Genomic DNA, 26,584 nt, shown 5'->3' with positions numbered 1-26,584 from the left:
GGCGGCGACGGTGCCGGAGTTCGTCCAGACTACGCCGCGGCGGCTTCGCCCAGCGACGGGGCGCCGGACCTGGTGAGTCCGGCGCCCCGCGCGACTGAGTGATCGTATCTGATCAGTCAGAGAACTGGATTATTTGCTCCAGTCCCAGACGTTCCAGACCAGACCCGTCTGGCCGCCGAAGTACTCGACGCCCTTGAGCTTCGAGTTCGTGGCGAAGAGACCGGGCGACTGGAACAGGGGCAGGCCGTAGAAGTTGGTGAATGCCAGCTTGTCGATCTGCATCTTGATGTCCAGCAGCTTCGACGCGTCGAGGGTGGTCTGCGACTTGACAGCCAGGTCGCTCGCCTCCTTGACGTTGAAGTTGTTGTAGTTCGAGCCGTTGCCGATCTGGAACAGCTGCGGCAGCATCGCGTTTCCGGCGCCCGGGCTCACCCAGCCGAAGATGGATGCATCGTAGTCGCCACCGGCGAGCAGCGAGGCCCACTGCGGCGAACCGCCGTCGACCACCTTGAAGCCGGCCTTCGCGGCCGAGGCCTGGATGGCCTGGAACGCGTCGACGCGGTTCGGGTTCTGCGAGTTGTACAGGATCTTGACGGTCGGGGTCTTACCGGCCAGCAGCGACTTCGCCTTGGCGATGTCGACCTTGTCGAACTCGGAGGATCCGTTCTGCTTGACCGACTGGTCGTAGCCCTCCTGGCCAGGCAGGAAGATCTGCGAGTCGAGCACCTTGGCCTTGGGGTTGATCGGGGTCACGATCGACTTCAGGATCTCGTCACGCGGGATCGTCAGCAGGAACGCCTGACGCTCGGTGGCGTCGCTGAACACCGACGACTTGAAGTTCAGGTCGAGGTGGTCGTAGGCGACCTGGTCACCGGTCTGGATCTTCACACCGCTCGCGGCCTTCAGCGCCTTGAGAGTGTCGGCGGATGCCTGCGGCTGGATCGCGTCGACCTCACCGTTCTGGAGGGCGGTCACCTGAGCGTTCGCGTCCGCGATGAAGCGGATGACGAGCTTGCCGAAGTTCACCTTGTGCTTGCCCGTGTAGTACTTGTTCGGGACCAGCGTCATGGACTGCTTGGGCGTCCACGCCGAGACGACCAGCGGGCCGCCCGAGACGAGGAGCTTCTTGTCCTTCGGCAGCGACGTGGTGTCGTAACCCGTGTTGACGAACTTGGCCGCCTTCTCGAGCGTCTTGTTCGCAGGAGCCGGGTTGTCGGCGTCGCCCGCCGGAGTGTTCATGAAGGCCTTCGTCAGGTCCTTCGTCGACACGCCGATCTCGGATGCGACGACGTGCGCCGGCAGCTGGATCGGGTTCACGAGCTCCCAGTCCACGTACGGCTGCTTGTACGTGAACGTGATCGTGCGGTTGTCGTTGCTGACCTTGGGCAGGTCCGTCTGGTAGACGCAGCCGCCTGCGGTCGAGAAGTACTGCGTGCCGCTGACCACGTCACCGTTGTCGTTGGTCTTCGACGAGTCGTAGTAGCACGAGCCGATCGCCCAGCCGAGCAGGAGGTCGTCGGCGGTCATCGCGGTGCCGTCGGACCACTTGTCGCCCTTGTTCAGCGTGTACTCGACCTTCAGCGGGTCATTGCTGAGCTTCTTGTACGTGCCGAGGTCGGTGTTGCGCTCGATGTCGTACTTCTGATTCAGCGTGAAGAACTGCGGCTGAGTCATGTAGTTGATCATGCCGTTGATGTCGAGGTTGCCCTGCGGCGTGTTGTAGTTGAACGACGTGACCTCGTTGACCTGAGCCATCGTGATGGTCTTGCCGCTCGACGACGCCTCGCTCGATGGCGTGCTGGTCGTGCAACCGGCAAGAACCATGCCGGCTGCTGCGGCGACCGCGACGGCGCCCAGAACGGGACGCACGCGCTTTCGCGTGATCTTCAATTTTCCTCCTGGTTGGGTTTTGCGCGCGCGTCGACCACTCGCGATCGACTGCGCGCCAGATGACACGACGATAAGCAATCGTCGGATGTCGGGCAAAACGATGGCAGAAACCGTTACGAGGTAGAAACCATGGCGGCGTTATGTTGCACGGTTCCTACGACGCACGCCGAAATTCCCCTGCCGATCGCAACATTTGAGCATGTCTGAGAGGTCCTCGATTCTGTGAGGTCTATCACCCGGGCGGGGGCCATGGGGAAAGGGCCGAAAATCAGACGTCCACATCGTGCCGCGCCGCACGGCGGCGGGGCGCCGGCGGACCACGAACACGATGCTCCGGCTCGCGCCTCGCGGCCCGTGGCCCGTGCCTCGCGGCCCGTGGCCCGTGCCTCGTGGCCCGTGCCAGGATTGTCGTCATGACGCAGGCGGCGCGAGCAAGCGGATCCCGGCCGTCGCGAGCATCCTTTCCTCTCGAGTCCCCGGTCGCACGCCCGCAGAGGGCGCGGCTGTGGTGGGAGGTCGGTATCGTGCTCGGGCTCTCGCTCGGGCAATCGGCCGTCTACTCGATCTTCACCATCGTGCAACGACTGGCGGCGCCGACGCCGCTGAAAGACCAGAGCACCCAGGTCAATCCGTCTCAGTCGCCCACGCAGTGGATCGACTTCACGTATCAGCTGCTCGACATCGTCTTCGCGCTGATGGCGGTCGCGCTCGTCGTCTATCTGCTGTGGATGCCGGGGCGCAGCGGCCTGCGACGCATCGGCCTCGATCTGACACGCCCCTGGCGCGATCTCGGTGCCGGCGCGGTGCTGTTCCTGGTGATCGGGATCCCGGGGCTCGCCCTCTACGCGGTGGGTCGCTCGATGGGCATCACCGTCGCGGTCGGCACCTGGCCGGATCCGTCGTACTGGTGGACCGCGCCGATCCTCGTCCTGACCGCGGTGCGGGCAGCGCTGCAGGAAGAGGTCATCATGATCGGCTACCTCTTCGCACGTCTCACGCAGCTGGGATGGAACAGCTGGTGGATCATCGTCGTCTCCGCACTCGTGCGCGGCAGCTACCACCTGTACCAGGGCATCGGACCGTTCTTCGGGAACGCGGCCATGGGCATCCTGTTCGGCTGGTGCTACCGGCGCTGGGGACGCACGGCGCCGCTCGTTGTCACGCACACGCTTCTGGATGTCGTGTCGTTCGTCGGCTACCCCCTCGCGGTGGCGCTGTGGCCCGGCGTCTTCGCGCCGGCCGCCTGAGCCGCCCCGTCGCGCCCCGCCACGCCCCGTCGCACCCCCGGCGCGCCCGAACAGCCCCTGAAACATACTGAACCGGCCGAGACACCGCTCGAGGAGGGCTGTCTCGGCCGGTTCAGTATGTTTCGGCGGGAGTGTGCGTGAGCCGGGACTTGTCATCCACAGGCGCCGCCGTCGGCGGGTTGTCCACGGAGTGACCGTTTTGCCGCCGGAGGACGCGCCGGGGGCTCGATGATCGGAGCGTGGTTGCGTTCGCCCCGTCCCCAGTACCGCTGGTCATAGCGGGTGAGCATCTCGCCGGACGTGCACCTCAGCACGACAAGAGCCTGGTGCGCGTACGCCCCGGCGTCTACGCACCGATCGCCGACTGGAGTCCGCTCGCGCCGTGGGAACGCTACCTTGCGAGGGTTCACGCCACGCGAGTCCGAATTCGGCACCCGGTCTTCTGCCTCGAATCGGCGGCGGCGCTCCTGGGCCTGCCGCTGTTCGGAGAGCCGCGGCACATCCATCTGCTGGCGCGCGGCGCCCGCACCGTCACCCGAGGCGACGTCGTCGCCCATGCCTTTCTCGACTCGCGAGCTGCGGTGTCACTTCGCGACACGTCGGCGACATCGGTCGCCGACACCGTGCTCGACCTCGGCAGGGTGCTTCCGCCCGCCTTCGGACTCGCCGTGGCGGATGCGGCGCTGCACCACGACGAGGTCAGCGTCGAATCACTCCGCGGCCGCTTCGCAGTCCAGCGCGCGAGACGCGGATCTCGTCAGATCGCTTGGATGCTGTCGGAGGCCGACCCGCTCGCCGAGTCGGTGACCGAGTCCATCAGCAGGGCCGTGATCGGCTGGCTGGGGTACAAGCGTCCCGAGCTCCAGGTGAAGTTCCGCTACGAGGGCGTCGACGATCGCGTCGACTTCTACTGGCGCCGCCGACGCACCATCGGAGAGGCGGACGGATTCGGAAAATACGACGCCGGCGACCCGGAGTCGTCGAAGGCCCGCTTCATCGCCGAGAAGGTGCGCGAAGACCGCCTCCGACGCTACGAGCGCGGGTTCGTGAGATGGGACTCGCACGATCCGTTTCACCCCCAGCGGCTCGACGCGAAACTCCGCGCCGCAGGCCTCATTCTCGAGCGTGCGCCGAACGTCGCTCTTCTCGCGACGCTGCGTCAGGCTTCTCGCAGAAGCACGCCGGCGTCCGCGCGCGATGGGTGAGACATACCGATTCGGCCGAGGCACCGCGCGTGGAGGGCGGTTTCGGCCGAATCCGTATGTCTCAGTGGGCACGGGCGCTACGCGAACGCCTCAACGGGCGGGCACGCGCAGAACAGGTTGCGATCTCCCCACGCCTGGTCGATGCGGCGCACCGGCGGCCAGTACTTGGTGCGCACGAGGGATGCCACGGGGTACACGGCCTGTTCGCGCGAGTACGGGTGCGTCCAGTCGTCGACGAGGGACTCCGCGGTGTGCGGGGCCCCGCGCAACGGGTTGTCGTCGGCCGGGAAGGCTCCGGTGCCGACCGCATCCGCTTCGGCTTTGATCGCGATCATCGCTTCGACGAACCTGTCGAGCTCCGCGAGATCCTCGCTCTCGGTCGGCTCGACCATGAGTGTGCCGGCGACCGGGAAGCTCATGGTCGGCGCGTGGAACCCGTAGTCGATGAGCCGCTTGGCGACATCGTCGACGGTGACGCCGGTGGCATCCGTGAGCGGTCGGATGTCGAGGATGCACTCGTGCGCCACCAGGCTCCTCTCCCCCGCGTACAGCACCGGGAAGTGGTCGCGCAGTCGCGCAGCGACGTAGTTCGCGGACACGACGGCGGCTCCCGTGGCCCGGGCGAGGCCGTCCGCCCCCATCATGCGCACGTACGCCCAGGAGATGGGCAGGATGCTCGGGCTCCCGTACGGCGCCGCCGAAACCGGTGCGCCGTCATGCGCGTAGCCGACGTGGTCGTTCGACTGCATCAGCGGGTGCCCTGGCAGGTAAGGAGCGAGATGCGCCTTCGCGGCCACCGGGCCGACGCCCGGGCCTCCCCCACCGTGCGGGATGCAGAAGGTCTTGTGCAGATTGAGGTGCGAGACGTCCCCGCCGAAGTCGCCGAACCGGGCGAAGCCGAGCAACGCGTTGAGGTTGGCGCCGTCGATGTAGACCTGTCCGCCTGCGGCGTGCACGGCGTCGATCACGGAGACGACCTCGTGCTCGTACACGCCGTGCGTGGAGGGGTAGGTGATCATCAGCGCGGCGAGCTCGTGGGCGTGGGCGGCCACCTTGGCGCGCAGGTCGTCGAGGTCGACGTTGCCGGAGGCATCCGTCGCCACCACGACCACGCGCATGCCGGCCAGCACCGCCGACGCCGCGTTCGTCCCGTGCGCGGACTGGGGAATGAGGCACACGGAGCGGTGCGTGTCGCCGTTCGCATCGTGGTAGCCGCGGATGGCTAACAGCCCGGCCAGTTCGCCCTGGCTGCCGGCGTTCGGCTGCAGGGAGACCGTGTCGTAGCCGGTGAGTTCGGCCAGCCACGTCTCGAGCTGGGCGATCAGATCGAGGTAGCCGGTGACATCCTCGGGCGGGGCGAACGGGTGGACCTGCGCGAACTCGGGCCACGTGATCGCGGCCATCTCGGTGGCGGCGTTGAGCTTCATGGTGCAGGAGCCGAGCGGGATCATGCCGCGGTCGAGCGCGTAATCACGATCGGCGAGCAACTTGAGATAGCGCATCATCGCCGTCTCGGAGTGGTACGCCGAGAACACCGGATGCGTGAGGTAGTCGCTGGTGCGAGCAAGCTTCTCGGGGATGCCCGGAGCACCGCCCGGGAACGTCACGTAGCCGCTCTGAGCACCGAACACGTCGACGAGGAGCCGCTCGATGCTCTCGTGGTCGGTTGCGGTGGCTTCGTCGAACGCGACGCGTACCGTGTCGACATCGTGCTTCGCGATAAGCAGCCCCGCCTCATGCGCGGTCGCCACGAGTTCGTCGGCACGACCCGGAGCACACACCTCGATGGTGTCGAAGAACGAGTCGTGCGCGACACCGAAGCCCGCCTTGCGAAGACGGTGCGCTGCCTCCGCTGCGGCATCGTGCACGCGCTGCGCCATTGCACGGATGCCACGGGGCCCGTGGTAGACGGCGTACATCGACGCCATCACCGCCAGCAGCACCTGCGCCGTGCAGATGTTGCTCGTCGCCTTCTCCCGCCGGATGTGCTGCTCCCGCGTCTGCAACGTGAGACGGTAGGCGGGTTTGCCCGCGGCATCCTGGCTCACGCCGACGAGGCGTCCCGGCATCTGACGCTCCAGACCCTTGCGCACGGCGAGGTAGCCGGCATGCGGTCCGCCGAAGCCCATCGGCACGCCGAAGCGCTGCGTGCTGCCGACCGCGACGTCCGCGCCGAGCTCTCCGGGCGGGGTGAGGAGCGCGAGCGCGAGGATGTCCGACGCGACGACCGCGAGTCCGCCACGAGAGTGCACCGCCTGGATGACGCTCGACGGATCCCACACGCGCCCGGACGCGGATGGGTATTGCACGAACGCACCGAAGCAGTCCGGAAGCTCCGGGCCCGCGCCCTTCGACCCGCCCTGCTCGTTCGCGGACCTCCCGGCGTCGCCCGACGAACTCGATTCACCCGACGAACTCGATTCACCCGACGAACCGTCGACTCCCCGCGAGCTCAGGTCGAGCTCGACGAGCTCGATTCCGACGGCGGCGGCGCGACCGCGCAGCAGTGCAAGCGTCTGCGGGAAGGCGTCCGTGTCGACGAGGAATCTGTTCGACTTCGCGCGCGAGGCCCGTCTGGCCAGCAGCATCCCCTCCACGACGGCCGTTCCCTCGTCGAGCATCGACGCGTTGGCGATGTCGAGCCCGGTCAAGTCGCAGACCATCTGCTGGAAGTTGATCAGCGCCTCCAGGCGCCCCTGCGAGATCTCCGGCTGATACGGCGTGTAGGCCGTGTACCAACTCGGGTTCTCCAGAACGCACCGCTGGATGACGGCCGGCGTCAGCGTCCCGTAATAGCCCTGTCCGAGGAACGAGGTGTTCACGCGGTTGCGGGATGCCAGCTCCCGCAGCTGAGCGAGCGCCTCGCGCTCGCTCACGCCGTCGCGCGGCAGCGTGCGGTTCGGCAGCTCGGCATCCGCCGCCAACTGGATGCCTCGGGGCACCGCCACGCGTACCAGTTCGTCCACGGAGGAGAAGCCGAGCGCGGCGAGCATGCGCGCGGTGGCATCGGCGTCGGGACCGATGTGCCGGTCGGCGAATGCGGCGCGGAACGCCTCACCACGACCCGCCGTCGTCACGCGACCGTGCTCGTGAGAGTCCGCGCTCACTCGCCGTCGCCGATCAGGGCGGCGTAGGCCGTGGCATCCAGCAGCTCTTCCAGGCGCGCCGGCTCCGCGACGCGCACCCTGATGAGCCAGCCTTCGCCATAGGGATCCGAGTTCACGAGCTCGGGCGAGGAGGCGACGGCGTCGTTCGCCTCGACGACCTCACCCGTCACGGGAGCGAAAAGCTCCCCGACGGACTTCGTCGACTCGATCTCGCCGACCACGCTCCCTTCCGCCGCCTCGCTCCCGGCCTGCGGAAGGTCGACGAAGACGACGTCGCCGAGCTTCTCGGCGGCGTACTCGGTGATGCCGACCGTGGCGGTGTCGCCGTCGAGTCGGACCCACTCGTGCTCGGCGGTGTAACGGCGGTCTACGGGCACGGCCATGTCAGTTCTTCTTTCTGCTGTAGAAGGGCAATGCGACGACGGTGAACGGGATGCGCGTTCCGCGCACCTCCACATCGAGTGCGGTGCCGACGGCGGCGAGCGCCGGGTCGACGTACGCGAGGGCGATCGGATGCCCCAGTGTCGGAGACAGCGCGCCCGACGTGATCTCGCCCACCGGCGTGTTCGAGCCGTCGGAGGCGCCTGCGCCAGGTGAGCCTGCTTCAGGGCCGCCTGCGCCGGGGGAGCCTGCGTCCGAGGCGCCTGCGTCAGAGCCGCCGTCAGCAGCACGCGCGTGCACGGCGTACCCCGCCCTGGCGGCGCGCTTGCCCGAGCCGGCGAGACCGACGAGCACACGGGCATCCTCGGGTGCTCCGCGCTCGATCGCGGAGCGTCCCACGAAGTCGCCGGGCTTGGACAGCGCGACGACGCGACCGAGACCCGCCTGCGATGGAAGCGTGCTCGTCGTCAGTTCGTGCCCGTACAGTGGCATGCCCGCCTCGAGCCGCAGTGTGTCGCGGCTGGCGAGCCCGGCGGGGATGAGTCCCGCGCCGGCGCCCGTCTCGAGAAGCGCACTCCACAGCGCGGGCGCGTCGTCCGGCGAGACGTAGAGTTCGAAGCCGTCTTCGCCGGTGTAACCCGTGCGGGCGATGAGCACTGGATGGTCCAGATAGGTGCCCGAGAGGCTGCGGTAGTACTTCAGTTCGGCGAGCGCCTGTTCGATGTCCTTCTCTTCGAAGTCCTCGGGAACGTCGGCCCCGGCCTCGATGCCGAGCTCGGGAACGTTCTGCAGAATCTCCAGGGCACGCGGGCCTTGGATCGCGATCAGGGCGATGTCGTCCGACTCGTCGTAGACATCCGCTTCGAAGGATGCCGCGCGCTGCGTCAGCGCGTCGGCCACGGTCTGCCGGTTGGCCGCGTTCGCCACCACGAGATAGCGGTCCGCTCCCGTGCGGTACACGACGAGGTCGTCGAGGATGCCTCCGGCGTCGTTCAGAAGCAGCGAGTATTTCGCCTGCCCGAGCTCGAGCGCCGAGAGCCGCCCGGCCAGCGCGTGGTCGAGTGCTTCCGCCGCCTGCGGGCCGAGCACCACGATCTCGCCCATATGAGAGAGGTCGAACAGCCCGGCAGCGGTGCGCACGGCGCGATGCTCGGCGAGGTCACTGCTGTAGCGCACCGGCATCTGCCATCCGGCGAAGTCGGTGAAGCTCGCCCCGGCGGCGATGTGGGCGTCATTCAGCGGCGAGAGCCGCGCAGAACCTTTCGGCGCCGGCGATGCGTCGAGCGGTGCGGACGGGACCATGAGTTCTCCGATCTGTGTCGAGGCGGGCGATTCCCTCGAGAGGGAACGATCACGTCGTTTCACATGCGCGCGTTCGCGTGCGGGAACTCCCCCTCTGTCATGGAGTGCCTGAGAGATTCGCCTCGGGCGACGATCATTCGTCGTCACGAGGCTTTCACCGTGGGCGAGACCGCGGTGCACGCGGCCTGCTTTCCAGAGCGGCCCGCTCGACGCGGTATGGGATACCTGAGAGATTGTCGGGGAGGATTGCTCCTTCGGTGTCCGGCGCAGGGTTTCTCACCCGCGAGGACTCTCCCGCGTCGACCGTATGGCCCGATGTTCGCTTGTGAGGCACAGCCTACCCCGCACAGGCCGGCCAGAGAGGTGCAGAACGCGGCCTCGTCAGCGGCTCGGCGACCGGCTCCGCCATGGGCAGCGGAGTCTCGCGTGCGAACGGCACGGCGCACGTCCGCGCGCTGGATGCAGCGACCAATCGGGACTCCGGTTAGGGTCAGACGCACCCTGAGGTGTAAAATATGTTCTGGTCAGAATGACTTTTACTTGAAGGACCTCCGTGAGCGAACGTCTAGACACCGGCAGCCGGCACACCGACGCGTCCGCAGAAGCCGGAGAGGGAACGTGGCCCCTCGGCAGTTTCGGCGCCGCACAGCCCGACGTCACCCAGGCCGACGCCGCAGCCGTGGATCTCGCGGTCTCGACCGTGATCTTCGCGTTGCGCACCGACGATCGCTTCGGCGCGCAGGGCGCGACGCCGACGCTGTGGCTGCCGCTGGTACGGCGCATCCGTGAGCCGTTCGAGGGACTGTGGGCGCTCCCTGGCGGTCCCTTGCGTTCCTCGGAGGGACTGGCGGATGCCGCGCGCCGCTCTCTCGGCGACACCACGGGCCTCGCGCCGCGCTATCTCGAGCAGCTCTACGCCTTCGGCGACGTCGACCGTTCGCCTTCGTCGCGCGTCGTGTCGGTCGTGTACTGGGCACTGGTCGGTTCGTCCGAGGCCGCCCGAGCGACGGTCGGCCAGAACGTGCGCTGGTTCCGCTCCGACGAGCTTCCGCCCCTCGCATTCGACCACAACCTCATCGTCGAATACGCCCTCTGGCGGTTGCGCACGAAGATGGAGTACTCCCGCATCGCCCACGCCGTGCTCGGCGAGACGTTCACGCTCGCACAATTGCGCGAGGTGCACGAGGCGGTGCTCGGCCGCCGCCTCGATCCCGCGAACTTCCGGCGCACGATCGAGAGTTCCGGCGCCCTGGTCGACACCGGCGAGCGGCTCACCGGCACGCGACACCGGCCGCCCAAGCTCTACCGCTACGACTCCTCCGCACAGCTCGTCGACAACGGCCCGCTGCCCCACACCTGACCACGTTCCGACTCCCCCGCTCGCGCCGTTGGCACCACGACCCGCGCCACGCGTCGCAGCACACCTCAGACCAGCAACACACCCAGACCGACAACACACCCAGACCAGCAACGCAGAAAGAAGAGAGCACCGCTCATGACGCTCACCGCTTCGGTCGACCTCACCATTCAGCGCATCGCCGCCGGCGAAGAATCGGGCGAGACCTGCACGCCCGAGCTCGTCGAGGCGCCGTGGGAATTCGATCTCGGGATGCCCGGATACGGCCCCGGAGCATCCATGGCCGATCCTCTGCCCGCCGATGCCCCCGTGCAGGGCGAGCTGCCGCAGGAGTACCGCGACGCGAGCGCGGACGAGCTTGCCCGACGCATCCACGACGCGAAGCAGGCGCTCGGCGAACGCGTCATGGTGCTCGGGCACTTCTACCAGCGCGACGAGGTGGTGCAGTTCGCGGACTTCGTGGGCGACTCGTTCCAGCTCGCGAATGCCGCGAAGGCGCACCCCGAAGCGGAGGCGATCGTGTTCTGCGGCGTGCACTTCATGGCCGAGACCGCCGACGTGCTCACCTCTCCTGAGCAGAGCGTCATCCTGCCGAACCTCGCGGCCGGCTGCTCCATGGCCGACATGGCCGACATCGACTCGGTCGAGGAGGCGTGGGAGCAACTCATCCAGCTGTATGGAGGCGAGACGGATGCCGACGGCGTGGCATCCGTGATCCCGGTCACCTACATGAACTCCTCCGCCGCGCTGAAGGCGTTCTGCGGCCGTCACGGCGGCATCGTCTGCACCTCGTCCAACGCGTCGACCGTGCTGCGCTGGGCGTTCGAGCGCGGAAAGCGTGTGCTGTTCTTTCCCGACCAGCACCTTGGTCGCAACACGGCCAAGGCGATGGGGATCCCGCTCCAGCAGATGCCGATGTGGAACCCGGCCCGTCCGCTCGGTGGCAACGACGCCCAGGTGCTGAGCGAGGCGAAGGTGATCCTCTGGCAGGGGTTCTGTTCAGTACACAAGCGGTTCAGCGTGGCGCAGATCGAGAAGGCCCGCGTCGACTATCCGGACGTGCGCGTGATCGTGCACCCGGAGTGTCCGATGGAGACCGTGGACGCCGCCGACGAGTACGGGTCGACGGACTACATCACGAAGGCGATCCAGGCGGCGCCCGCAGGCTCGACGTTCGCGATCGGCACCGAGATCAACCTGGTGCAGCGACTGGCCGCCGAGCATCCCGAGCACACCATCTTCTGCCTCGACCCGGTGGTGTGCCCGTGCTCGACGATGTACCGCATCCACCCGGGATACCTGGCGTGGGTGCTCGAGTCGTTCCTGGGCGGCGAGGTGGTCAACCAGGTGAAGGTCGGCGACGACATCGCCGCCGATGCGCGGGTCGCCCTGGAGCGGATGCTCGCTGCCCGGCCCGACACCACCATGGCGGCCTGAAATGCGCCTCGCCTCCCCGGGATCACGGCTGCACCGCTGCCTACCCCGCGTGATCGTGGTAGGGAGCGGCATCGCGGGAATCACCGCGGCGCTGCGCCTGGCCGAGGCAGCCGAGGTCACTGTGCTGACGAAGACGGAGCTCGCCGAGAGCAACACGCGCTACGCCCAGGGCGGCATCGCAGCGGCGCTCTTCGCCGACGACAGCGTTCGACTGCATCGCGATGACACGCTGCGCGCCGGAGCCGGCCTCTGCGACGACGAAGCGGTACGCATCCTGTGCTCGGAGGGACCCGCGCTCGTGCGCGAGCTCGTGCACATCGGGGTGCCGTTCGACCGCGATGGCGACGCACTGGCGCGCGGGCTCGAGGCCGCGCACTCCCGGCCCCGGGTGCTGCACGCCGGGGGCGACGCGACCGGACGAGCGATCGAGGAGACGCTGGCGGCGCGGTTGACGGCATCCGGCATTCGTGTTCTGGAGCACACGATGCTCTGCGACCTCGTCGTCGACGACGCGCGCGTGATCGGCGTGGAGACGCTCGACGCGCACGGGCGGCGGCACACGCTCGGAGCCGAGGCTGTCGTGCTCGCGACGGGCGGGGCCGGGCGGCTCTACGCGCACACCACCAACCCGGCGGTCGCGACGGGCGACGGTGTGGCCGCGGCGTGGCGCGCCGGTGCACGGCTCGCCGACCTCGAGTTCTACCAGTTCCACCCGACCGCGCTCGCGGTGCCGGGGGGATCGCTCGTCTCGGAAGCGGTGCGCGGCGAGGGTGCCGTGCTGCGCGACGCGCACGGCGAACGGTTCATGACGCGTCTGCACCCGCTGGCGGAACTCGCTCCCCGCGACGTGGTGGCCCGCGGCATCGCGGCGCGGATGAGCCTGCAGGGCGGAGCGCCCGTGCTGCTGGATGCCACGGGTCTCGGCCGTGCGTTCCTCGCCCACCGCTTCCCCACCATCCAGGCGGCGACGCGCGCGGCAGGGTTCGACTGGGCGAGCGAGCCGGTGCCCGTCACGCCCGCCGCCCACTACTGGATGGGTGGTGTGCTCACGGATGCCTGGGCGCGCGCCAGCCTGCCCGGCCTGTACGCCGTCGGCGAGGCGGCATGCACCGGTGCGCAGGGCGCGAACCGGCTGGCCTCGAACTCGCTGTTGGAAGGGCTCGTGTTCGGTGCACGCGCAGCGGATGCCATCGGTGCGGCGAGCGTGCGCGGCCGGCTGCCTCGATCGCCGCTCGACGAGGCGTCGTCCGCCCCGGTGACATCGTGGGATGCCGCGGCGGACACCGTCGAAGACGTCCCGTCCCCCGCGTTCGGCGTCGGCGACCGCGTGCGCGAGGCGATGTGGCACGGAGCCGGCGTCGAGCGCACGGCGGACGGCCTGCGCGACGTGGTGGACACTCTCGCATCGCTGCCGACGCCCGGGTCGGCCTCCCTCGCCGCGCTCGAGGATCGGAATCTGCGCGACGTCGGCATGCTCCTGACCGCCGCGGCGCTGACGCGTCAGGAGTCGCGAGGCGCGCACTTCCGCGCGGACGCTCCCGCTACCGCTGCGGTGGCGCAGCACAGCGTGCTGCAACGGCGAGACGGTGAGGCATGGATCGCCCGCGCGAGCGCGCTGCACGCGGGCTCCCTCGATTTCGAACCCATGGACATCCCGGCCCCTCGGGCCCTTTTCGGAGAGGCGGTCGCCGCGTGCTGACCCGACAGATCATCGACCGCGTCGTGCGGAACGCTCTCGACGAGGACGCGCCGTGGGGCGACGTCACGAGCGAGCTGTTCATTCCTGCGGAGGCGACGGCATCCGCTCGCCTCATCGCCCGGGAGCCCGGCGTGTTCTCGGGCGGCGAGGTGCTGCAGCGGGTGATGCACGCCGTCGACGAACGCATTCGGGTGTCGTCGCTGCTGGGTGACGGGAAACCGTTCGAGGCGGGACAGACGATCGCGCAGGTCGAGGGGCCTGCCAGGGGCATTCTGCGCGGCGAGCGCGTCGCGCTGAACCTCGTGCAGCGCATGAGCGGCATCGCGACGCTGACCGCGCAGTACGTCGCGCTGACCACGGGCACGCGAGCCCGCATCGTCGACACGCGCAAGACAACGCCCGGCCTGCGCGCCCTGGAACGGCACGCGGTCGTCTGCGGGGGCGGTCGCAATCACCGGCACTCGCTCTCCGACGCCGTGATGGCGAAGGACAACCACCTCGCCGTGCTCACTGCGCGGGGCCTGTCGGTGACCGAGGCGATCCGGCACGTGCGCTCCCGCCTGGGCCACACCACACACGTCGAGGTCGAGGTGGATCGCATGGACCAGATCGAGCCCGTGCTGGCCGGCGGCGTCGACACGATCATGCTCGACAACTTCACGGTCGAGCAACTGCGCGACGGCGTCGCGCTGGTCGCCGGCCGGGCCATCGTGGAAGCGAGCGGCAACGTCAACCTCGACACGGTTGCGGGCATCGCCGCCACCGGCGTCGACGTCATCTCCGTTGGCGCTCTCACCCACAGCGTGCGCTCGCTCGACATCGGACTCGACGTGGAGATCGCACCGGCCCTTCCCGAAGAACTCGGCGCCGAAAACCTCGGTCCTGAAGATCTCGGTGCCGATCGTTAGGAGGCGCTCGATGCCCGCCCTCTACCTGGACGCCGCCGCGACCACGCCCGTGCGCCGTGAGGCGCTCGAGGCCGCGTGGCCGTACCTGACCGGTGACTTCGGCAACCCGTCGAGCACGCACGGCGCGGGGCTGCGCGCGGCTTCGGCGCTGAAGGATGCCCGTGCCCGCGTCGCGGCGGTGCTCGGCTGTCGCGCTTCCGACGTGGTGTTCACCGGCGGCGGCACGGAGGGCGACAACCTCGCGGTCAAAGGTCTCGCGCTGGCGAACCCGCGCGGACGCCATCTCGTGACGACGGCGACCGAGCACGAGGCCGTGCTCGAGTCGGTCGACTATCTGGTTCGCGTGCACGACTTCGAGGTCGACTTCGTCGCTCTCGACGAGGCGGGTCGCGTTTCCGCCGACGCTCTCGATGCCGTGCTGCGGCCCGACACCGCACTGGCGTCGATCGCGTACGCCAACAACGAGATCGGCACCGTGCAGCCGATCGCCGAACTCGCCCGCGTGGCCCACCGAGCGGGCGCGCTGATGCACACGGACGCCGTGCAGGCGGCCGGACGACTTCCGCTGGATGTGCGGGCGCTGGGCATCGACGCCCTCTCGTTCTCCGGGCACAAGTTCGGGGCGCCGAAGGGATCGGGCGCGATGTTCGTGCGTGGTGGCCTTCCCCTGGAACCCGTGCTGCACGGAGGCGGGCAGGAACGCGGGCGCCGATCCGGTACCGAGAACGTGGCGTTCGCGGTCGCTCTGGCGACGGCCCTCGAGCGGGCCGGGGCGGTCATCCTGGCCGAGGCGACCGACCGGGCCACGCCGCCGTCGATGGCTGGCTCGGCCGTGACGGGCGATGCGACCGCGCCGGCAGGCGACGCCGTGACGGCCGCGTGTGCGGACCCCCTCCGCGACGCCTTCATAGCCCGGGTGCTGGCCGGTGTGCCCGGCGCGGCTCTCACGGGGCATCCGGCCGCACGCATTCCCGGTCACGCGTCGTTCGTGATCGACGGGGTCAACGGCGAGACCGTGCTCCTCGAACTCGAGCGTCGCGGGGTGCTCGCCTCGAGCGGATCGGCCTGCGCGGCCGGGCGCTCCGACCCCTCGCACGTGTTGACCGCGCTCGGAATGCCGGCGGAGCTGGCCACCACCTCGGTGCGGTTCAGCTGGTCGGATGCCACAACTTCCGACCTCGAGCGAGCTGCGGTCGCGCTCGAGGAGGCGGTGGCTGCGGTGCGCGCGCTCTGAGGCACTCACGCACGACCAGCACGATTGTTCTGACCACTCGGCGGGTGCTGCTTCTCGCGCCCGACACCTCAGCCCTCGCCGCGACGCACCCCGCGGCGTACCGTGGGCGCATGAGCAAGCGCGACGAGAACGACGAACTCGACGAGGACCTCACCCCTGAGGAGCGTGCGGAAGAAGATGTGGCGCCCGAGGAGGAGGAGCTCGAGGGCTGGCTGCCCGAGCCGGAGCCGACGGATGGACCGGCGCCCGCGCCCTGAGCACCGTTGCCGGCGCATCCGAGCTGCCGCCTCACGACAGCGGCACTCGCACGTCGGCGCCGCCCTCGATCGTGAGTCGAGGTCCCATCTGCACGAACGCGGGCTCGGCGAGGAAGCCGCCGGCGAACAGTGCACGTCCCTGCACGAACGACGACGACGCCTGCACCATGGCCTCCGGCGCGTAGCCGAACACCTCGCTGAGTTCGAGCAGGTCGCGGGGCGAGTTCATGCGCATCAGCCCGAGGTTGTCGCACTGCGACAGCACATTGGGGTGGATCTTCGTCGGCCGCTGCGTGGAGAGCAGCAGCCAGAGGCCGAATTTGCGCCCCTCCGCGGCGATCAACTGAACCAGGGCGGTGAGCGCGCGTTCGACCGGAGACTGCGGGTTCGGTGGACAGATGTTGTGCGCCTCATCGATGACGATCAGGATCGGCCGGCGCTCCTCGCGACGCGCCCAGAGCTGCTCCAGCACGGCGAGCGCCGCCGCTTTCGGCTCTGAGGGATGCGTGAACCCGCCCAGATCCAGCACGGTGACCCTCGGACGCTCGGCGATCACGTCGGTGGCGGCGAGCGCGCCGCGCGACCACACGTCCCACTCCATGACCTGCAGGTTCTCGATCCGCATCGCCAGCTGCACCTGCGCGGGATTGGACGATTCGCGCAATGTCGACATGTAGGTGGATTCGTCGAAGCCCTCCGCGAACCTGTTGATGCGCAGAAGCATGTTGTACTCCTCGGCGTCGGCGATCGGATCCAGCCGCAACACGGCCGCCTTCGACGGCACGCTCAGACCGAGGAATCGCACCTTCAGCGCCTCGCCCACGTCGCGCTGTGTGCTGTGCAGCACGCGAACGTCGAGGCCGCGGAGGGCAGCGGCCGTGGCGGCATCCGTCTCCGCACGAGGCTCGCCGAGGCGTACGAAGTCGGCGTTCGGGTCGAGCACGAGAATGGGAAGCTCCGTGCGCAGCAGAACCTGCTCGAGGAGCACGCCGAGCGCATATGTCTTGCCCGAGCCGCTCTGGCCGCACCAGAAGGTGTGGCGGTTCAGCTTCGCTGCGTTCAGCTCGGCCGGCTCGGTCGTTCCGAACACCGTGCCGATCGGCAACTGAGTCATGCCGGCTCCCCCTTTCGTTCGTCGTCTCCAGTGTGCGGGCCGGCTGACGTGGGGCGATCTCGAGGCGTGCAGGATCACCCGCACCGAGCGACGGGGCCGGACGGGTGACTCGCCGACAAAGGCGCGCCGAGCGAGATCGCGCGGGGACCGACAGGATGGGATGCCATGAGCCCTTCTGTCGTTTCCGATCGATTCCTGCCCTTCCTGACCGAGCCGAACTTCGGCTTCCTCGGCACTGTGCGTCCGGACGGCACGGCCCAGGTGAACCCGATGTGGTTCGAGTTCGACGGTGAGAACGTGCGCTTCACTCACACGAGCAAGCGCCAGAAATACCGCAACCTGCAGCAGAACCCGTCGATGAGCCTGGCGATCGCGCGAGCATCCGATCTGTACCGCTACGTGGAGCTGCGCGGGCGCCTCGTCGAGGTGCTCCCCGACCCGGAGGGCGCGTTCTACGTGCACCTGGCCGAGCGGTACGGCCAGGCGCACCCGCAACCGCCGGCGGACCATGCCGACCGCGTGATCCTCGTGATGAGCGTGGAGCACGTCAGCTCGAACTGAGCCTGCCAGGCCGCGGGAGCTGTCAACCCCTGCAGGGCTTTCCCGCCACCGCCCTACTGTGCGGGCATGGCTGATCTGACAGGAAAAAGGGTCGCGTTCCTCGCGACCGACGGATTCGAGGACGCCGAGTTGACCTCGCCGTGGCAGGCCCTGAACGACGCAGGCGCCACCCTCACCATGGTGTCGCCGAAACAGGGAACGATCACGGGTGAACACGGCCACGAACAGACGGTGGATGCCGTCAGCGGCACCGCGCGAGCATCCGATTTCGATGCGCTCGTGATGCCGGGCGGTGTGGTCAACGCGGACCATCTCCGACTCGATCAGGATTCCGTCGCGTTCGCGAAGGACTTCTTCGAACAGCACAAGCCGGTCGGCGCCATCTGTCACGCCCCGTGGACACTGATCGAGGCGGGGGTCGTGGACGGTCGGCGGATGACCAGCTACGCCAGTCTGCAAACGGACCTGCGCAACGCGGGCGCCGACTGGGTAGACGAGCAAGTGGTCGTGGACCAGGGTCTCGTCACCAGCCGCACGCCCGACGACCTTCCGGCCTTCGACGCGAAGGTCGTCGAGGAGATCGGCGAGGGGGCCCACCGGGGCCAGACCGCGTGAGGTGCTCGGCGCTGCTCAGAGGATGACTCCGCCGGTCTGACACGCCGGACAGTACTGGGCCGTGGTGCCCGCGAACGCGAAATCGCGCACCGTACCTGCGCACTGCGGACACGGCTGACCTGCGCGCCCGTGCACCATCATGGCGCCGATCTTCACGGCCTTGAGTTGCGCAATCGGGATGCCGCGTCTCGCATCCATCGCAGATCGCACGACCTCCAGCGTGCTCGCGTAGAGACGATCGAGGTCGCCCTCTCCGAGGTCGGAGGCCCGGGCGACCGGGTTCGTGCGCGCCGCGAACAGGATCTCGTCGGAGTATGCGTTGCCGATGCCCGCCAGCGACTTCTGGTCCTGCAGGATGGCCTTCACCTGTTTGCGTCGCCCGCGCACGACGGCGTCGAAGTCGGCCCGGACGAAGTCGGGGCCGGTCGGATCGGAACCCAGCGATGCCACGCCCGTCACGTCCGCCGGATCGTCGACGACCCACGCCGACAGCGAGACCCACTCGCCGGCATCCGTGAACTCGAGGACCGTGCCGTCATCGAATCCCAGGCTCAGCAGCGCCGGCGGCGTGTTACCGCCGGCGGGCCCCTCGGCCTGCGACGAAGCCCATCGCGCCCAGCCGTGGCGCCCCAGCGAGACGACGAGGTGCGCGGCGTCGAAGACGAGATCGACGTATTTGCCGTGACGGACGACATCCTCGAGCCGGGCACCGACCAAGCGCGACGGGGGTCGTGCCCGAGTTTTCACCAGGGCGAACTCGAGCACGTCGACGCTCACGACCTCGCGACTGCGCAGACGTGCGCGAAGCTCCTCCGCCAGCGCCTGCACTTCGGGTGACTCGGGCATGTGGTCGATCGTGCCACGTGCGTGCGACATCCGCGAAGGCCCGAGTCATGCCCGACGGCGCCGAGGTGCCCGGCGCTGCTGTCTCCCGGGATCAGCGCACCGCTCTGCCACACTGCGACGCCGAACGGCATCATGCGACGTACAGGACATCGGCCTGAGTCCGCGGAGCGCAATTCTTCTCGAAGTCGATCTCGTCGGGAGTCCGGACGTCGCTCCACAATTCGGATGATCGTGTGCGAGGCGACACCGCACGATGAGTTCTCCGAGTGCCGCCGCATCGTGAACAGCGATACTCACGCCGCCTGCAACGGGGTGATCTGAGCAATAGCGGCACGGAGCGCGCGGCGCTCGATCAGGTCGGGCTCAGTGATAGCGTTCTGATCACGAGACCGAGATATGACGCGAAACGTCAATAACGCTAGACGTCAAACCGGAACTCCACCGAGTTCCGGTACAGAGCAATCTCTGACTCGCAGGGTCACCCGCGCCTCAGCAGCACTCCCTCACCGCCGGTGAACTCGATCCCCGCGTAGCTCGCCGACCGCCCCACCTCGACGAAGCCCAGCTTCAGGTGCAGATCGATCGATGCGAGGTTCCTGGCGTTGATCACACTGTAGACCGACTCTCCAGGCGCTCTTTTCGAGGCGTCTCGAAGCACCTGGCTCAGCAGCCGGGCCGCAACTCCCTGTCGGCGCACGTCAGGAATGACCGTCAGTCCGGCGATCAGCCACTCCGGATCAGCTTCCGGGTGGATTGCGAACTTCTGAACACCGCACCAGCCCACCGCATCCCCATCCTTCTCAGCGATGAGCAGGACATCCAGCCTCTCGATCATCTTCCGCGCGTGATCGGCATGCTCTTCAACGCTCCCGCCTCGCGCTGCCATGACTGTGGCGAGCGCATCGACGTCCGCCGTGACGGCCGCACGGGTGATGAACGACCCGGCCACTGCCGACGGCTTCACGCCGGGCACGTAGACGGCAAAGTCGCTCACGCGACCCGCAGCGGCGAGATCGCTGCGATCTGCTCCCCTGCTAGATCCTCCGCACGGTCGAGCTCGTAATGGCTCTGCAGGTTGATCCAGAACTCGGCCGAGGTGCCGAAGTACTTCGCGAGCCGCAGCGCCGTGTCCGCCGTGATGCCCCGCTTGCCGTGCACGATCTCGTTGATTCGCCGCGGCGGCACACCAATGGACACAGCGAGCTTGTTCTGCGTGATGCCGAAGCCCTCGATGAAGTCCTCCATGAGGACCTCACCCGGGTGGATCGGCTCGATCTTGTCAGTGGTAGTCAACGATCTCCACCTCCTCTGGTCCGGCGTCGGTCCACACGAAGCAGATCCGCCACTGGTCGTTGATCCTGATGCTGTGCTGACCAGATCGGTCGCCCTTGAGAGCCTCGAGCCTATTGCCGGGCGGAACGCGGAGGTCGTCGAGCACCTCAGCGGACCCCACCTGACGAAGCTTGCGCAACGCCACCCGGAGGATCCGCGGATCCAGGGAGGGCACTCGCTCACGACGCCACAGCCGCTCGGTGTCCTTGCTACCGAACGATCTGATCACGAGACCAGCGTATAACGGCGAGCGTCATTAACGCTAGGCGTTAAAGCGGAACTCCACCACGTCGCCGCAGGTAACAACCTCTGAACCAACGCCGCTGGTCCTGTCCGAGCGCTACAACGGAACCGTCCGGGACCTCTGCCACATGCCCCGGGTGAGGCCGATATTCAGCCCCACTCTCGATGCGGGCGATGCTCAGAGCATCAGGCCCCCGGAAGCTTCGATCCGCTGGGCGGTGATCCACGCGTTCTCGGGCGATAGCAGCGATGCGATCGTCTGGCCGATGTCCTCGGGCCGGCCTGCGCGGCCGAGTGCGGTTGCCTCAGCCATCTGGCGGTTGACCTCCGGGTCGTCTCGCACGACGCCGCCGCTGAAGTCGGTCATCGTGGAACCGGGTGCCACGGCGTTGACTGCAATCCGGCGCGCGGAAAGTTCTTTGGCGAGGTAGACGGTCCACATCTCCACGGCGGACTTCATCAGTGCGTAGGACATGCTGTCTGGGCTGATGATGCGGGTGACGGAGGAGGTGACGTTCACGATCCGGCCGCCGTCGGCGATCAGCGGCAGGAGCGTCTGGGTCAGGAAGAACACGCCTTTGAAGTGGACTCGGTAGAGCTTGTCGAACTCTTCCTCCGTTACCTCCGGGAACAGTGCCGAGTATGAGGTGCCGGCGTTGTTGACGAGGAAATCGATTCGGTCGGCTTCCCATTGGCCGAGCGTGTGGCGCAACAAGTCGGCGAAGGCGGTGAAGCCCGGGGTGTCGCTCGTGTCGAGCTGCAGCGCCAGCGCTCGTGCGCCCGCCTGTTCGGCCACGGCGATGACTTGGTCGGCCGCGTCACGGTTGTTCTTGTAGGTGAAGATCGTGTCGATCCCGCGCTGCGCAAGCGCTTCTACCGTCGCTCGCCCAATGCCGCGGCTTCCACCAGTCACCAGCGCAATCGCAGATTGTGCAGACATGTCGGTCTCCTGGGTTTGATAGGTGATTAGTCCTGCATGGGATGGTCCAAGTGGTCCACCTGTCCGGTGATGCCGTCAGCCGCGGGCGACCTCGTCCGTCCTCGTCGGCTCATCCTTGTCCGACTCCGCTCGGCGGACCAGGAACGACAGCCCGAAGGCGGCGACACCGACGGCTGCCATGATCGTGAACGCGGTGTGGAGACCCGCGGCATCCGGGGCGACGTCGGCGCGGGTGGAAGCGAGTGTGGATATGGTGACGAACACCGCGATGCCCAGGGCTCCTGCGACTTGCTGGACGGTGTTGAGGATCGCCGAGCCATGGGAGTAGAGGTGCTCCGGCAGCGATGACAGTGCGTCCGTGTTGAGGGGTGCCATCATGATGCTGATGCCGGCCATGATCAGCACGTGCATCATGATGACCATCCACACCGGGCTGCTTGTCCCCGTGAGGGCGAACAGTACGAGTGCGAGTGCGGTGAGCGCTGCGCCGGGGATGACCAGAGGGCGCGCTCCCCACCGGTCATACAGCCGGCCAACGACCGGGCCGAGCAGACCCATGGCCAGACCACCCGGGAGCATGGCCAGACCGCTGGCCGTGGCGCTGAAGGCGAGGGAGGTTTGCAGATAGAGCGGCAGCAGGACAGCGGTAAGCGCCATCATGCACGTGAACAGCAGGCAGACGATCCCGACGGCGACGGCGAAGCGCCGATGTGTGAACGCACGCAGGTCCAACAGCGCCTTGTTCTTGCGCTGGAGTCGCAGCTGCCGACCGATGAATGCAGCCAGGGCGATGACGCCGACGACCAGGGAAACCACGCTGGTCACCGAGATCCGCCCTTCCGAACCTTCCCCGATGGTGGAGAGCCCGTAGAGCAGAGCGCCGAAGCCGACCGCTGTGAGCGGCACAGACAGCAGGTCCAGCGGAGTCTGCTCCGCTGTGCGCGACGGGCGCAGCTTAGCGGCACCGATCACGATGACGACTGCCATCAACGGCAGGACAAGCCAGAACAGCCAGCGCCAGCCAAGAGAGCCGAGGACAAGTCCGCCTAGCGTTGGGCCGAGGGCAGGAGCGACAGCCGTGACGATGATGATGGTGCCGATCACCGTGCCCCTTCGATTCGTCGGGATCAGCCGCATGACGGTGGTCATCAGCAGCGGCATGATGAGCGCCGTACCCGCAGCTTGCAGCACACGCCCAGCGATCAACACAGCAAATCCCGGCGAAAGCGCACAGGCGAGAGTGCCCGCGACGAACAGCAGAGTCGAAGCGAAGAACACCTGCCGCTCAGTGAAACGCTCCAACAGGTAACCGGTGGTGGGAATCACGATGGCCATGGTGAGCAGGAAGACGCTGGTCACCCACTGGATCGTGGCCGTCGGCAGCGCCAGGTCACTGCCCAGGGTCTTCAAGGCGACGCTGAGCACCGTCTCATTGAGGAACATGACGAACGCGGCGAGCACGAGCACACCGATCGTCAGGCCCGATCCCGGCGATTGCGTTGGGCTCTTGTGGTCGTTCCGGGGCGGGACAGTCTGGGTTGTGGTGCAGGCCAAGAGGTTCCTTCACTCAGAAGTTGGTGGATGTGTAAGGGCGGGTGTGAGCGTCTGATCAGACAGCCGAGGCCCTCTGGCGTTCGAGGTCCGCGAACTTGGTGAGAACACGGCCGAATTCGGCCAGATCCTCCGGATCCCATTGGGAAAGGGCAGCGCGACGCCACGCGGAGTCCTGCTTGTGCGCCTCCGCAATTGCCGCCGTGGTCGCTTGGGAGACGCTGAAGAGAACGCTTCGGGCGTCGTTCGGGCACGGCTCCCGCACGACGTGGCCGCGCTCCTCCAGTGCACTCAGCTGCCGGCTCATCGTCCCCTTCCCGACACCGAAGTGGTCCGCGATATCGGTGAGCCGGCTCCCGTCTCGATGAGTCAGCCAGATCAGCAGCACCATTCCGTGGTACCCCACGTCCGGTCCGATGCGAGTGCTCACAGATCGGGAACTGGCCAACCAAGCGTTGAAGATCGTGCTGAGCGCGTCTTCGATCTGCTCGACGTCGTCCATTCTCGGCCTCCTGTCATTGCCCGCAGGCAACCATATCGGTATCGTTGCCTGTGGGCAACTAGCACTGTCTGCGATTCAGAACGACGACGACAAGGAGCAGCACAATGAAGATCACGGTTATCGGCATCGGCAACATCGGCGGCACGATCGCTCAGCGGCTCGCCGCCGCCGGCCACGAGGTATCGGTCGCCAGCTCCCGCGGAGGTGAGAAGCTGATCGAGTTCGCACAGCGAATCAGTGCGCGACCGGTCGACGTTCAGGACGCCGCCGATGACGCCGAGGCTGTCATCCTGAGCGTCCCAACCGAAGCGATGCCCGACGTCGCTGCGAAGCTACGCGGCCGCATTCCTCCAACGATCGCCATCGTTGACAGCAGCAATTACGTGCCCGGCCTGCGTGACCGCGAGATCCCCGAACTCGAGCACGGAGCCGTCGAAAGCGAGTGGATCTCCAACCTGTTCGGCCACCGGGTTATCAAGGCATTCAACAGCATCAACTACCGCTCACTGCAGGGCAAGAACGCGTCTCCAGGGACGCCCGGTCGGATCGCCCTGCCGGTCGCCGGCGACGACGCTGACCAGAAGCGACTGGTGATGGGGCTGGTCGACCTGGTCGGCTTCGACCCCGTCGACGGCGGCATGCTTGCCGATTCCTGGCATCAGCAGCCCGGCACGCCGGCCTACACCACCGACCTCGGCAAGGAGCAAGTGCAAGCGAGACTGTCCCTGGCCAACCCGGCGCAGACTCTGGCCTGGCGCGAAGAGAAGCGCCACACGGGCTTTCCTGGGCAGCGCTAACTCCAGACGCGTGCTAACTGCCTCGGTCATACGATCGACCTCGGCGACCATGTCGCCGGTAACCGCCAGCGAGCTTTCTCACGGAGGTCAGGGCGAGCGCCAGAGGTTAACGCGCAAAACGAAATTCCACCACGTCGCCGTCCTGCATGACGTAGTCCTTGCCCTCGAGGCGCGCCTTGCCGTGCGCGCGCGCCTCGTGCACCGAGCCGAGCTCGACCAGGTCGTCGAACGAGATGACCTCCGCTTTGATGAAGCCCTTCTCGAAGTCGGTGTGGATGACCCCGGCCGCTTGCGGGGCCTTCCAGCCCTGGCGGATGGTCCACGCACGCGACTCCTTCGGCCCGGCAGTGAGGAAGGTCTGCAGCCCGAGCGTGTCGAAACCGATGCGCGCGAGCTGGTCGAGGCCGCTCTCCTCCTGACCGGTCGAGGCCAGAAGCTCCGCGGCATCCGCCTCGTCCAGGTCGATCAGTTCGGACTCGAGTTTCGCGTCGAGGAACACGGCCTGCGCAGGGGCGACGAGACCCGCGAGCTCGGCCTTGCGCGCGGCATCCGTGAGCACGGCCTCGTCCACGTTGAACACGAAGATGAACGGCTTGGATGTCAGCAGCCCGAGCTCCTTGATCGGCGCCAGGTCCAGCGCGGTCGCCGACAGCAGCACCCCCTTCTCGAGCGACTCGCGGGCGGCGACGGCGGCCTCGAGCACCGAGGGATCGAGCTTGCGGCCGCGCACCTCCTTCTCGTAGCGCGTGATCGCCTTCTCGAGAGTCTGCAGGTCGGCGAGCATGAGCTCGGCGCCGATCGTCTCGAGGTCGTTCGCAGGGTTCACCTCGCCCTCCACGTGCACCACGTCGGAGTCGGCGAATCCGCGCACGACCTGAGCGATGGCATCCGCCTCACGGATATTCGCGAGGAACTGGTTGCCGAGGCCCTCGCCCGTCGACGCGCCGCGCACGATGCCGGCGATGTCCACGAAGCTCACGGTGGCCGGCACGATCTTCTCCGAGTGGAACAGGTCGGAGAGAGTCTGCAGCCGACCGTCGGGCAGGTTGACCACGCCGATGTTGGGCTCGATCGTCGCGAACGGGTAGTTCGCCGCGAGCACCTGGTTCTTGGTCAGGGCATTGAAGAGGGTGGACTTGCCGACGTTGGGCAGGCCGACGATGCCGATAGTGAGAGCCACGGGCATCCATCGTATCCGGCCCGCTCAGGAGCCCCGACCGCCGGAGCCCGCGGACGGTGGGATGCCCAGAGCCGGCTCCCCGATCACGGCCTCACATATCGGAACGCGAGCGTCACATACGGCAGCTCGATGCTCTCCCGGCCTGCGGTCTGCGGATGCGTGTCGATCAGCCGCGCGACGTCGGCGAGCGTCTGCGACTGCTGCGCCTCGTCCATGACGGCGAAGTAGCTGCGCGAGCGCACGAGGTCGAGCACGCCGGCACGATCCAGGGGCTGCTTCCATTCGAACTTCGCACGCTCGGGGTCGCCGAACGGCGCGTACACGTGCGGGGCCTCGTCCATGCCGTCCGTGTACTGGTCACCGTCGGCGTGCATCGCCACGCCCAGCTCGCGCACCCAGTCGACACGCTCATCGCGGAAGTTCCAGATCAGGCCGAGCGTGCCGCCGCTCTGGAGAACCCGCCCGACCTCGGTGGACGCCGCGGCCGGTTCGACCCAGTGCCACGCCTGCGCGAACGTGACCGCGTCGACGGATTCGTCGGGCAGCGGAATCTGTTCGCCCGCTCCGATCAGCGTCTCGACCCCCGGCACGCTTGCCCCTAGCACGTCGAGCATCTCGGCAGACGGGTCGATGGCCAGCACCTCGCGTTCCGCCACACCGCCCGCACCCCGCGCCGCGGCCATCAGAGCGCGGGTCAGCTTGCCGGTTCCTGCGCCGACGTCGGCCACGCGGCGCTGGTCGGCGCGTACGAGCCACGCGACGGCATCCGTCGGATAACCGGGACGGGATGTCTCGTACACGTCGGCGACGCCGCCGAACGATCGGGCGTGCTCGAGCTTCTCATCGCGCGACTGCATGTCTCCCAGAGTAGGCGCGACC

At 67.8% G+C, this 26,584-nt stretch carries 25 protein-coding genes and 2 riboswitches; of the genes, 11 read left to right on the top strand and 14 right to left on the bottom strand.

All coding sequences use genetic code 11. From position 1 onward, the window contains the following. Positions 1 to 129: 129 nt before the first annotated feature. Positions 130 to 1,890: an ABC transporter family substrate-binding protein gene (locus H623_RS0108980; RefSeq protein ID WP_022900607.1), complete on the bottom strand. Its 1,761-nt coding sequence runs from the start codon at positions 1,888 to 1,890 to the stop codon at positions 130 to 132. Positions 1,891 to 2,303: 413 nt separating this feature from the next. Between H623_RS0108980 and H623_RS0108975 the strand changes: the two genes are divergently transcribed. Further along, positions 2,304 to 3,137, top strand: a complete 834-nt coding sequence (locus H623_RS0108975) for a CPBP family intramembrane glutamic endopeptidase (protein WP_022900606.1) — start codon at positions 2,304 to 2,306, stop codon at positions 3,135 to 3,137. 239 nt (positions 3,138 to 3,376) lie between these two features. Further along, positions 3,377 to 4,342 carry a hypothetical protein gene (locus tag H623_RS18840; protein ID WP_022900605.1) on the top strand — a complete coding sequence of 322 codons (966 nt, stop codon included), beginning with the start codon at positions 3,377 to 3,379 and terminating at the stop codon, positions 4,340 to 4,342. Between the two features lie 77 nt (positions 4,343 to 4,419). On the opposite strand, the gene gcvP is transcribed toward H623_RS18840, so the two are convergent. From gcvP to gcvT, 3 genes are all read right to left on the bottom strand, one after another. Further along, positions 4,420 to 7,335, bottom strand: coding sequence for an aminomethyl-transferring glycine dehydrogenase (gene gcvP / locus H623_RS0108965; protein WP_245558971.1), 2,916 nt, complete (start codon positions 7,333 to 7,335; stop codon positions 4,420 to 4,422). Positions 7,336 to 7,445: 110 nt separating this feature from the next. Beyond that, entirely contained in the window at positions 7,446 to 7,832 is a 387-nt protein-coding gene (gene gcvH / locus H623_RS0108960) for a glycine cleavage system protein GcvH (RefSeq protein ID WP_022900603.1), read from the bottom strand. Between the two features lies 1 nt (position 7,833). Next, a complete protein-coding gene (gene gcvT / locus H623_RS0108955; protein WP_022900602.1) occupies positions 7,834 to 9,132 on the bottom strand; it encodes a glycine cleavage system aminomethyltransferase GcvT in 1,299 nt (432 codons plus the stop codon). An 84-nt stretch (positions 9,133 to 9,216) separates the two neighbouring features. Beyond that, a riboswitch (glycine riboswitch) is annotated at positions 9,217 to 9,334 on the bottom strand. After that, positions 9,335 to 9,439: riboswitch (glycine riboswitch) on the bottom strand. A 372-nt stretch (positions 9,440 to 9,811) separates the two neighbouring features. Between gcvT and H623_RS0108950 the strand changes: the two genes are divergently transcribed. The 6 genes from H623_RS0108950 (at position 9,812) to H623_RS18825 (ending at position 16,024) form a co-directional block, all read left to right on the top strand. Further along, positions 9,812 to 10,492, top strand: a complete 681-nt coding sequence (locus H623_RS0108950) for an NUDIX hydrolase (protein WP_026940149.1) — start codon at positions 9,812 to 9,814, stop codon at positions 10,490 to 10,492. Positions 10,493 to 10,627: 135 nt separating this feature from the next. Further along, complete coding sequence (gene nadA, locus H623_RS0108945; RefSeq protein WP_022900600.1) at positions 10,628 to 11,926, top strand: quinolinate synthase NadA; 1,299 nt, start codon at positions 10,628 to 10,630, stop codon at positions 11,924 to 11,926. Between the two features lies 1 nt (position 11,927). After that, complete coding sequence (gene nadB, locus H623_RS18835; protein WP_084485829.1) at positions 11,928 to 13,625, top strand: L-aspartate oxidase; 1,698 nt, start codon at positions 11,928 to 11,930, stop codon at positions 13,623 to 13,625. Beyond that, positions 13,619 to 14,533 carry a carboxylating nicotinate-nucleotide diphosphorylase gene (gene nadC / locus H623_RS18830; protein ID WP_022900598.1) on the top strand — a complete coding sequence of 305 codons (915 nt, stop codon included), beginning with the start codon at positions 13,619 to 13,621 and terminating at the stop codon, positions 14,531 to 14,533. Before nadB ends, nadC begins: the two co-directional genes overlap by 7 nt. A gap of 10 nt (positions 14,534 to 14,543) precedes the next feature. Continuing rightward, complete coding sequence (locus H623_RS0108930) at positions 14,544 to 15,767, top strand: cysteine desulfurase family protein (RefSeq protein WP_022900597.1); 1,224 nt, start codon at positions 14,544 to 14,546, stop codon at positions 15,765 to 15,767. Between the two features lie 110 nt (positions 15,768 to 15,877). Then, complete coding sequence (locus H623_RS18825) at positions 15,878 to 16,024, top strand: hypothetical protein (protein WP_157560919.1); 147 nt, start codon at positions 15,878 to 15,880, stop codon at positions 16,022 to 16,024. Positions 16,025 to 16,055: 31 nt separating this feature from the next. Here H623_RS18825 and H623_RS0108920 read toward each other — a convergent pair whose 3' ends face one another. Next, positions 16,056 to 17,138, bottom strand: coding sequence for an ATP-binding protein (locus H623_RS0108920; protein ID WP_026940148.1), 1,083 nt, complete (start codon positions 17,136 to 17,138; stop codon positions 16,056 to 16,058). Between the two features lie 165 nt (positions 17,139 to 17,303). Between H623_RS0108920 and H623_RS0108915 the strand changes: the two genes are divergently transcribed. Then, positions 17,304 to 17,699 (top strand): PPOX class F420-dependent oxidoreductase, encoded by a 396-nt coding sequence (locus H623_RS0108915; RefSeq protein WP_022900595.1) that lies wholly within the window; start codon positions 17,304 to 17,306, stop codon positions 17,697 to 17,699. A 66-nt stretch (positions 17,700 to 17,765) separates the two neighbouring features. Beyond that, on the top strand, positions 17,766 to 18,314 hold the full coding sequence (locus tag H623_RS0108910) for a type 1 glutamine amidotransferase domain-containing protein (protein WP_022900594.1): 549 nt from the start codon (positions 17,766 to 17,768) through the stop codon (positions 18,312 to 18,314). A 15-nt stretch (positions 18,315 to 18,329) separates the two neighbouring features. On the opposite strand, the gene H623_RS0108905 is transcribed toward H623_RS0108910, so the two are convergent. From H623_RS0108905 to H623_RS21010, 7 genes are all read right to left on the bottom strand, one after another. Next, positions 18,330 to 19,160, bottom strand: coding sequence for a DNA-formamidopyrimidine glycosylase family protein (locus H623_RS0108905; protein WP_026940146.1), 831 nt, complete (start codon positions 19,158 to 19,160; stop codon positions 18,330 to 18,332). A 478-nt stretch (positions 19,161 to 19,638) separates the two neighbouring features. Further along, positions 19,639 to 20,154, bottom strand: a complete 516-nt coding sequence (locus tag H623_RS21015; protein ID WP_022900592.1) for a GNAT family N-acetyltransferase — start codon at positions 20,152 to 20,154, stop codon at positions 19,639 to 19,641. Continuing rightward, positions 20,151 to 20,453: a HigA family addiction module antitoxin gene (locus H623_RS0108890; protein ID WP_026940145.1), complete on the bottom strand. Its 303-nt coding sequence runs from the start codon at positions 20,451 to 20,453 to the stop codon at positions 20,151 to 20,153. The genes H623_RS21015 and H623_RS0108890 overlap by 4 nt, the downstream gene beginning before the upstream one ends. Then, positions 20,440 to 20,721: a type II toxin-antitoxin system RelE/ParE family toxin gene (locus H623_RS0108885; protein WP_026940144.1), complete on the bottom strand. Its 282-nt coding sequence runs from the start codon at positions 20,719 to 20,721 to the stop codon at positions 20,440 to 20,442. Before H623_RS0108885 ends, H623_RS0108890 begins: the two co-directional genes overlap by 14 nt. Before the next feature lie 192 nt (positions 20,722 to 20,913). Then, a complete protein-coding gene (locus H623_RS0108880; RefSeq protein ID WP_022900590.1) occupies positions 20,914 to 21,675 on the bottom strand; it encodes an SDR family NAD(P)-dependent oxidoreductase in 762 nt (253 codons plus the stop codon). A 75-nt stretch (positions 21,676 to 21,750) separates the two neighbouring features. Then, entirely contained in the window at positions 21,751 to 23,229 is a 1,479-nt protein-coding gene (locus H623_RS18815) for an MDR family MFS transporter (protein WP_022900589.1), read from the bottom strand. Between the two features lie 55 nt (positions 23,230 to 23,284). After that, positions 23,285 to 23,728: a MarR family winged helix-turn-helix transcriptional regulator gene (locus tag H623_RS21010; RefSeq protein WP_022900588.1), complete on the bottom strand. Its 444-nt coding sequence runs from the start codon at positions 23,726 to 23,728 to the stop codon at positions 23,285 to 23,287. Positions 23,729 to 23,796: 68 nt separating this feature from the next. Here H623_RS21010 and H623_RS0108865 point away from each other — a divergent pair, with 68 nt between their 5' ends. Then, positions 23,797 to 24,525, top strand: coding sequence for an NADPH-dependent F420 reductase (locus tag H623_RS0108865; RefSeq protein ID WP_281169287.1), 729 nt, complete (start codon positions 23,797 to 23,799; stop codon positions 24,523 to 24,525). 106 nt (positions 24,526 to 24,631) lie between these two features. On the opposite strand, the gene ychF is transcribed toward H623_RS0108865, so the two are convergent. Further along, positions 24,632 to 25,705 (bottom strand): redox-regulated ATPase YchF, encoded by a 1,074-nt coding sequence (gene ychF / locus H623_RS0108860; RefSeq protein WP_026940143.1) that lies wholly within the window; start codon positions 25,703 to 25,705, stop codon positions 24,632 to 24,634. 83 nt (positions 25,706 to 25,788) lie between these two features. Next, on the bottom strand, positions 25,789 to 26,562 hold the full coding sequence (locus H623_RS0108855; protein WP_026940142.1) for a class I SAM-dependent methyltransferase: 774 nt from the start codon (positions 26,560 to 26,562) through the stop codon (positions 25,789 to 25,791). Positions 26,563 to 26,584 lie beyond the last annotated feature (22 nt).

Origin of the sequence: Humibacter albus DSM 18994 (assembly GCF_000421825.1) — a bacterium.
In the GTDB taxonomy this organism is placed as follows: domain Bacteria; phylum Actinomycetota; class Actinomycetes; order Actinomycetales; family Microbacteriaceae; genus Humibacter; species Humibacter albus.
This window is presented reverse-complemented; position numbering and strand designations above follow the sequence as displayed.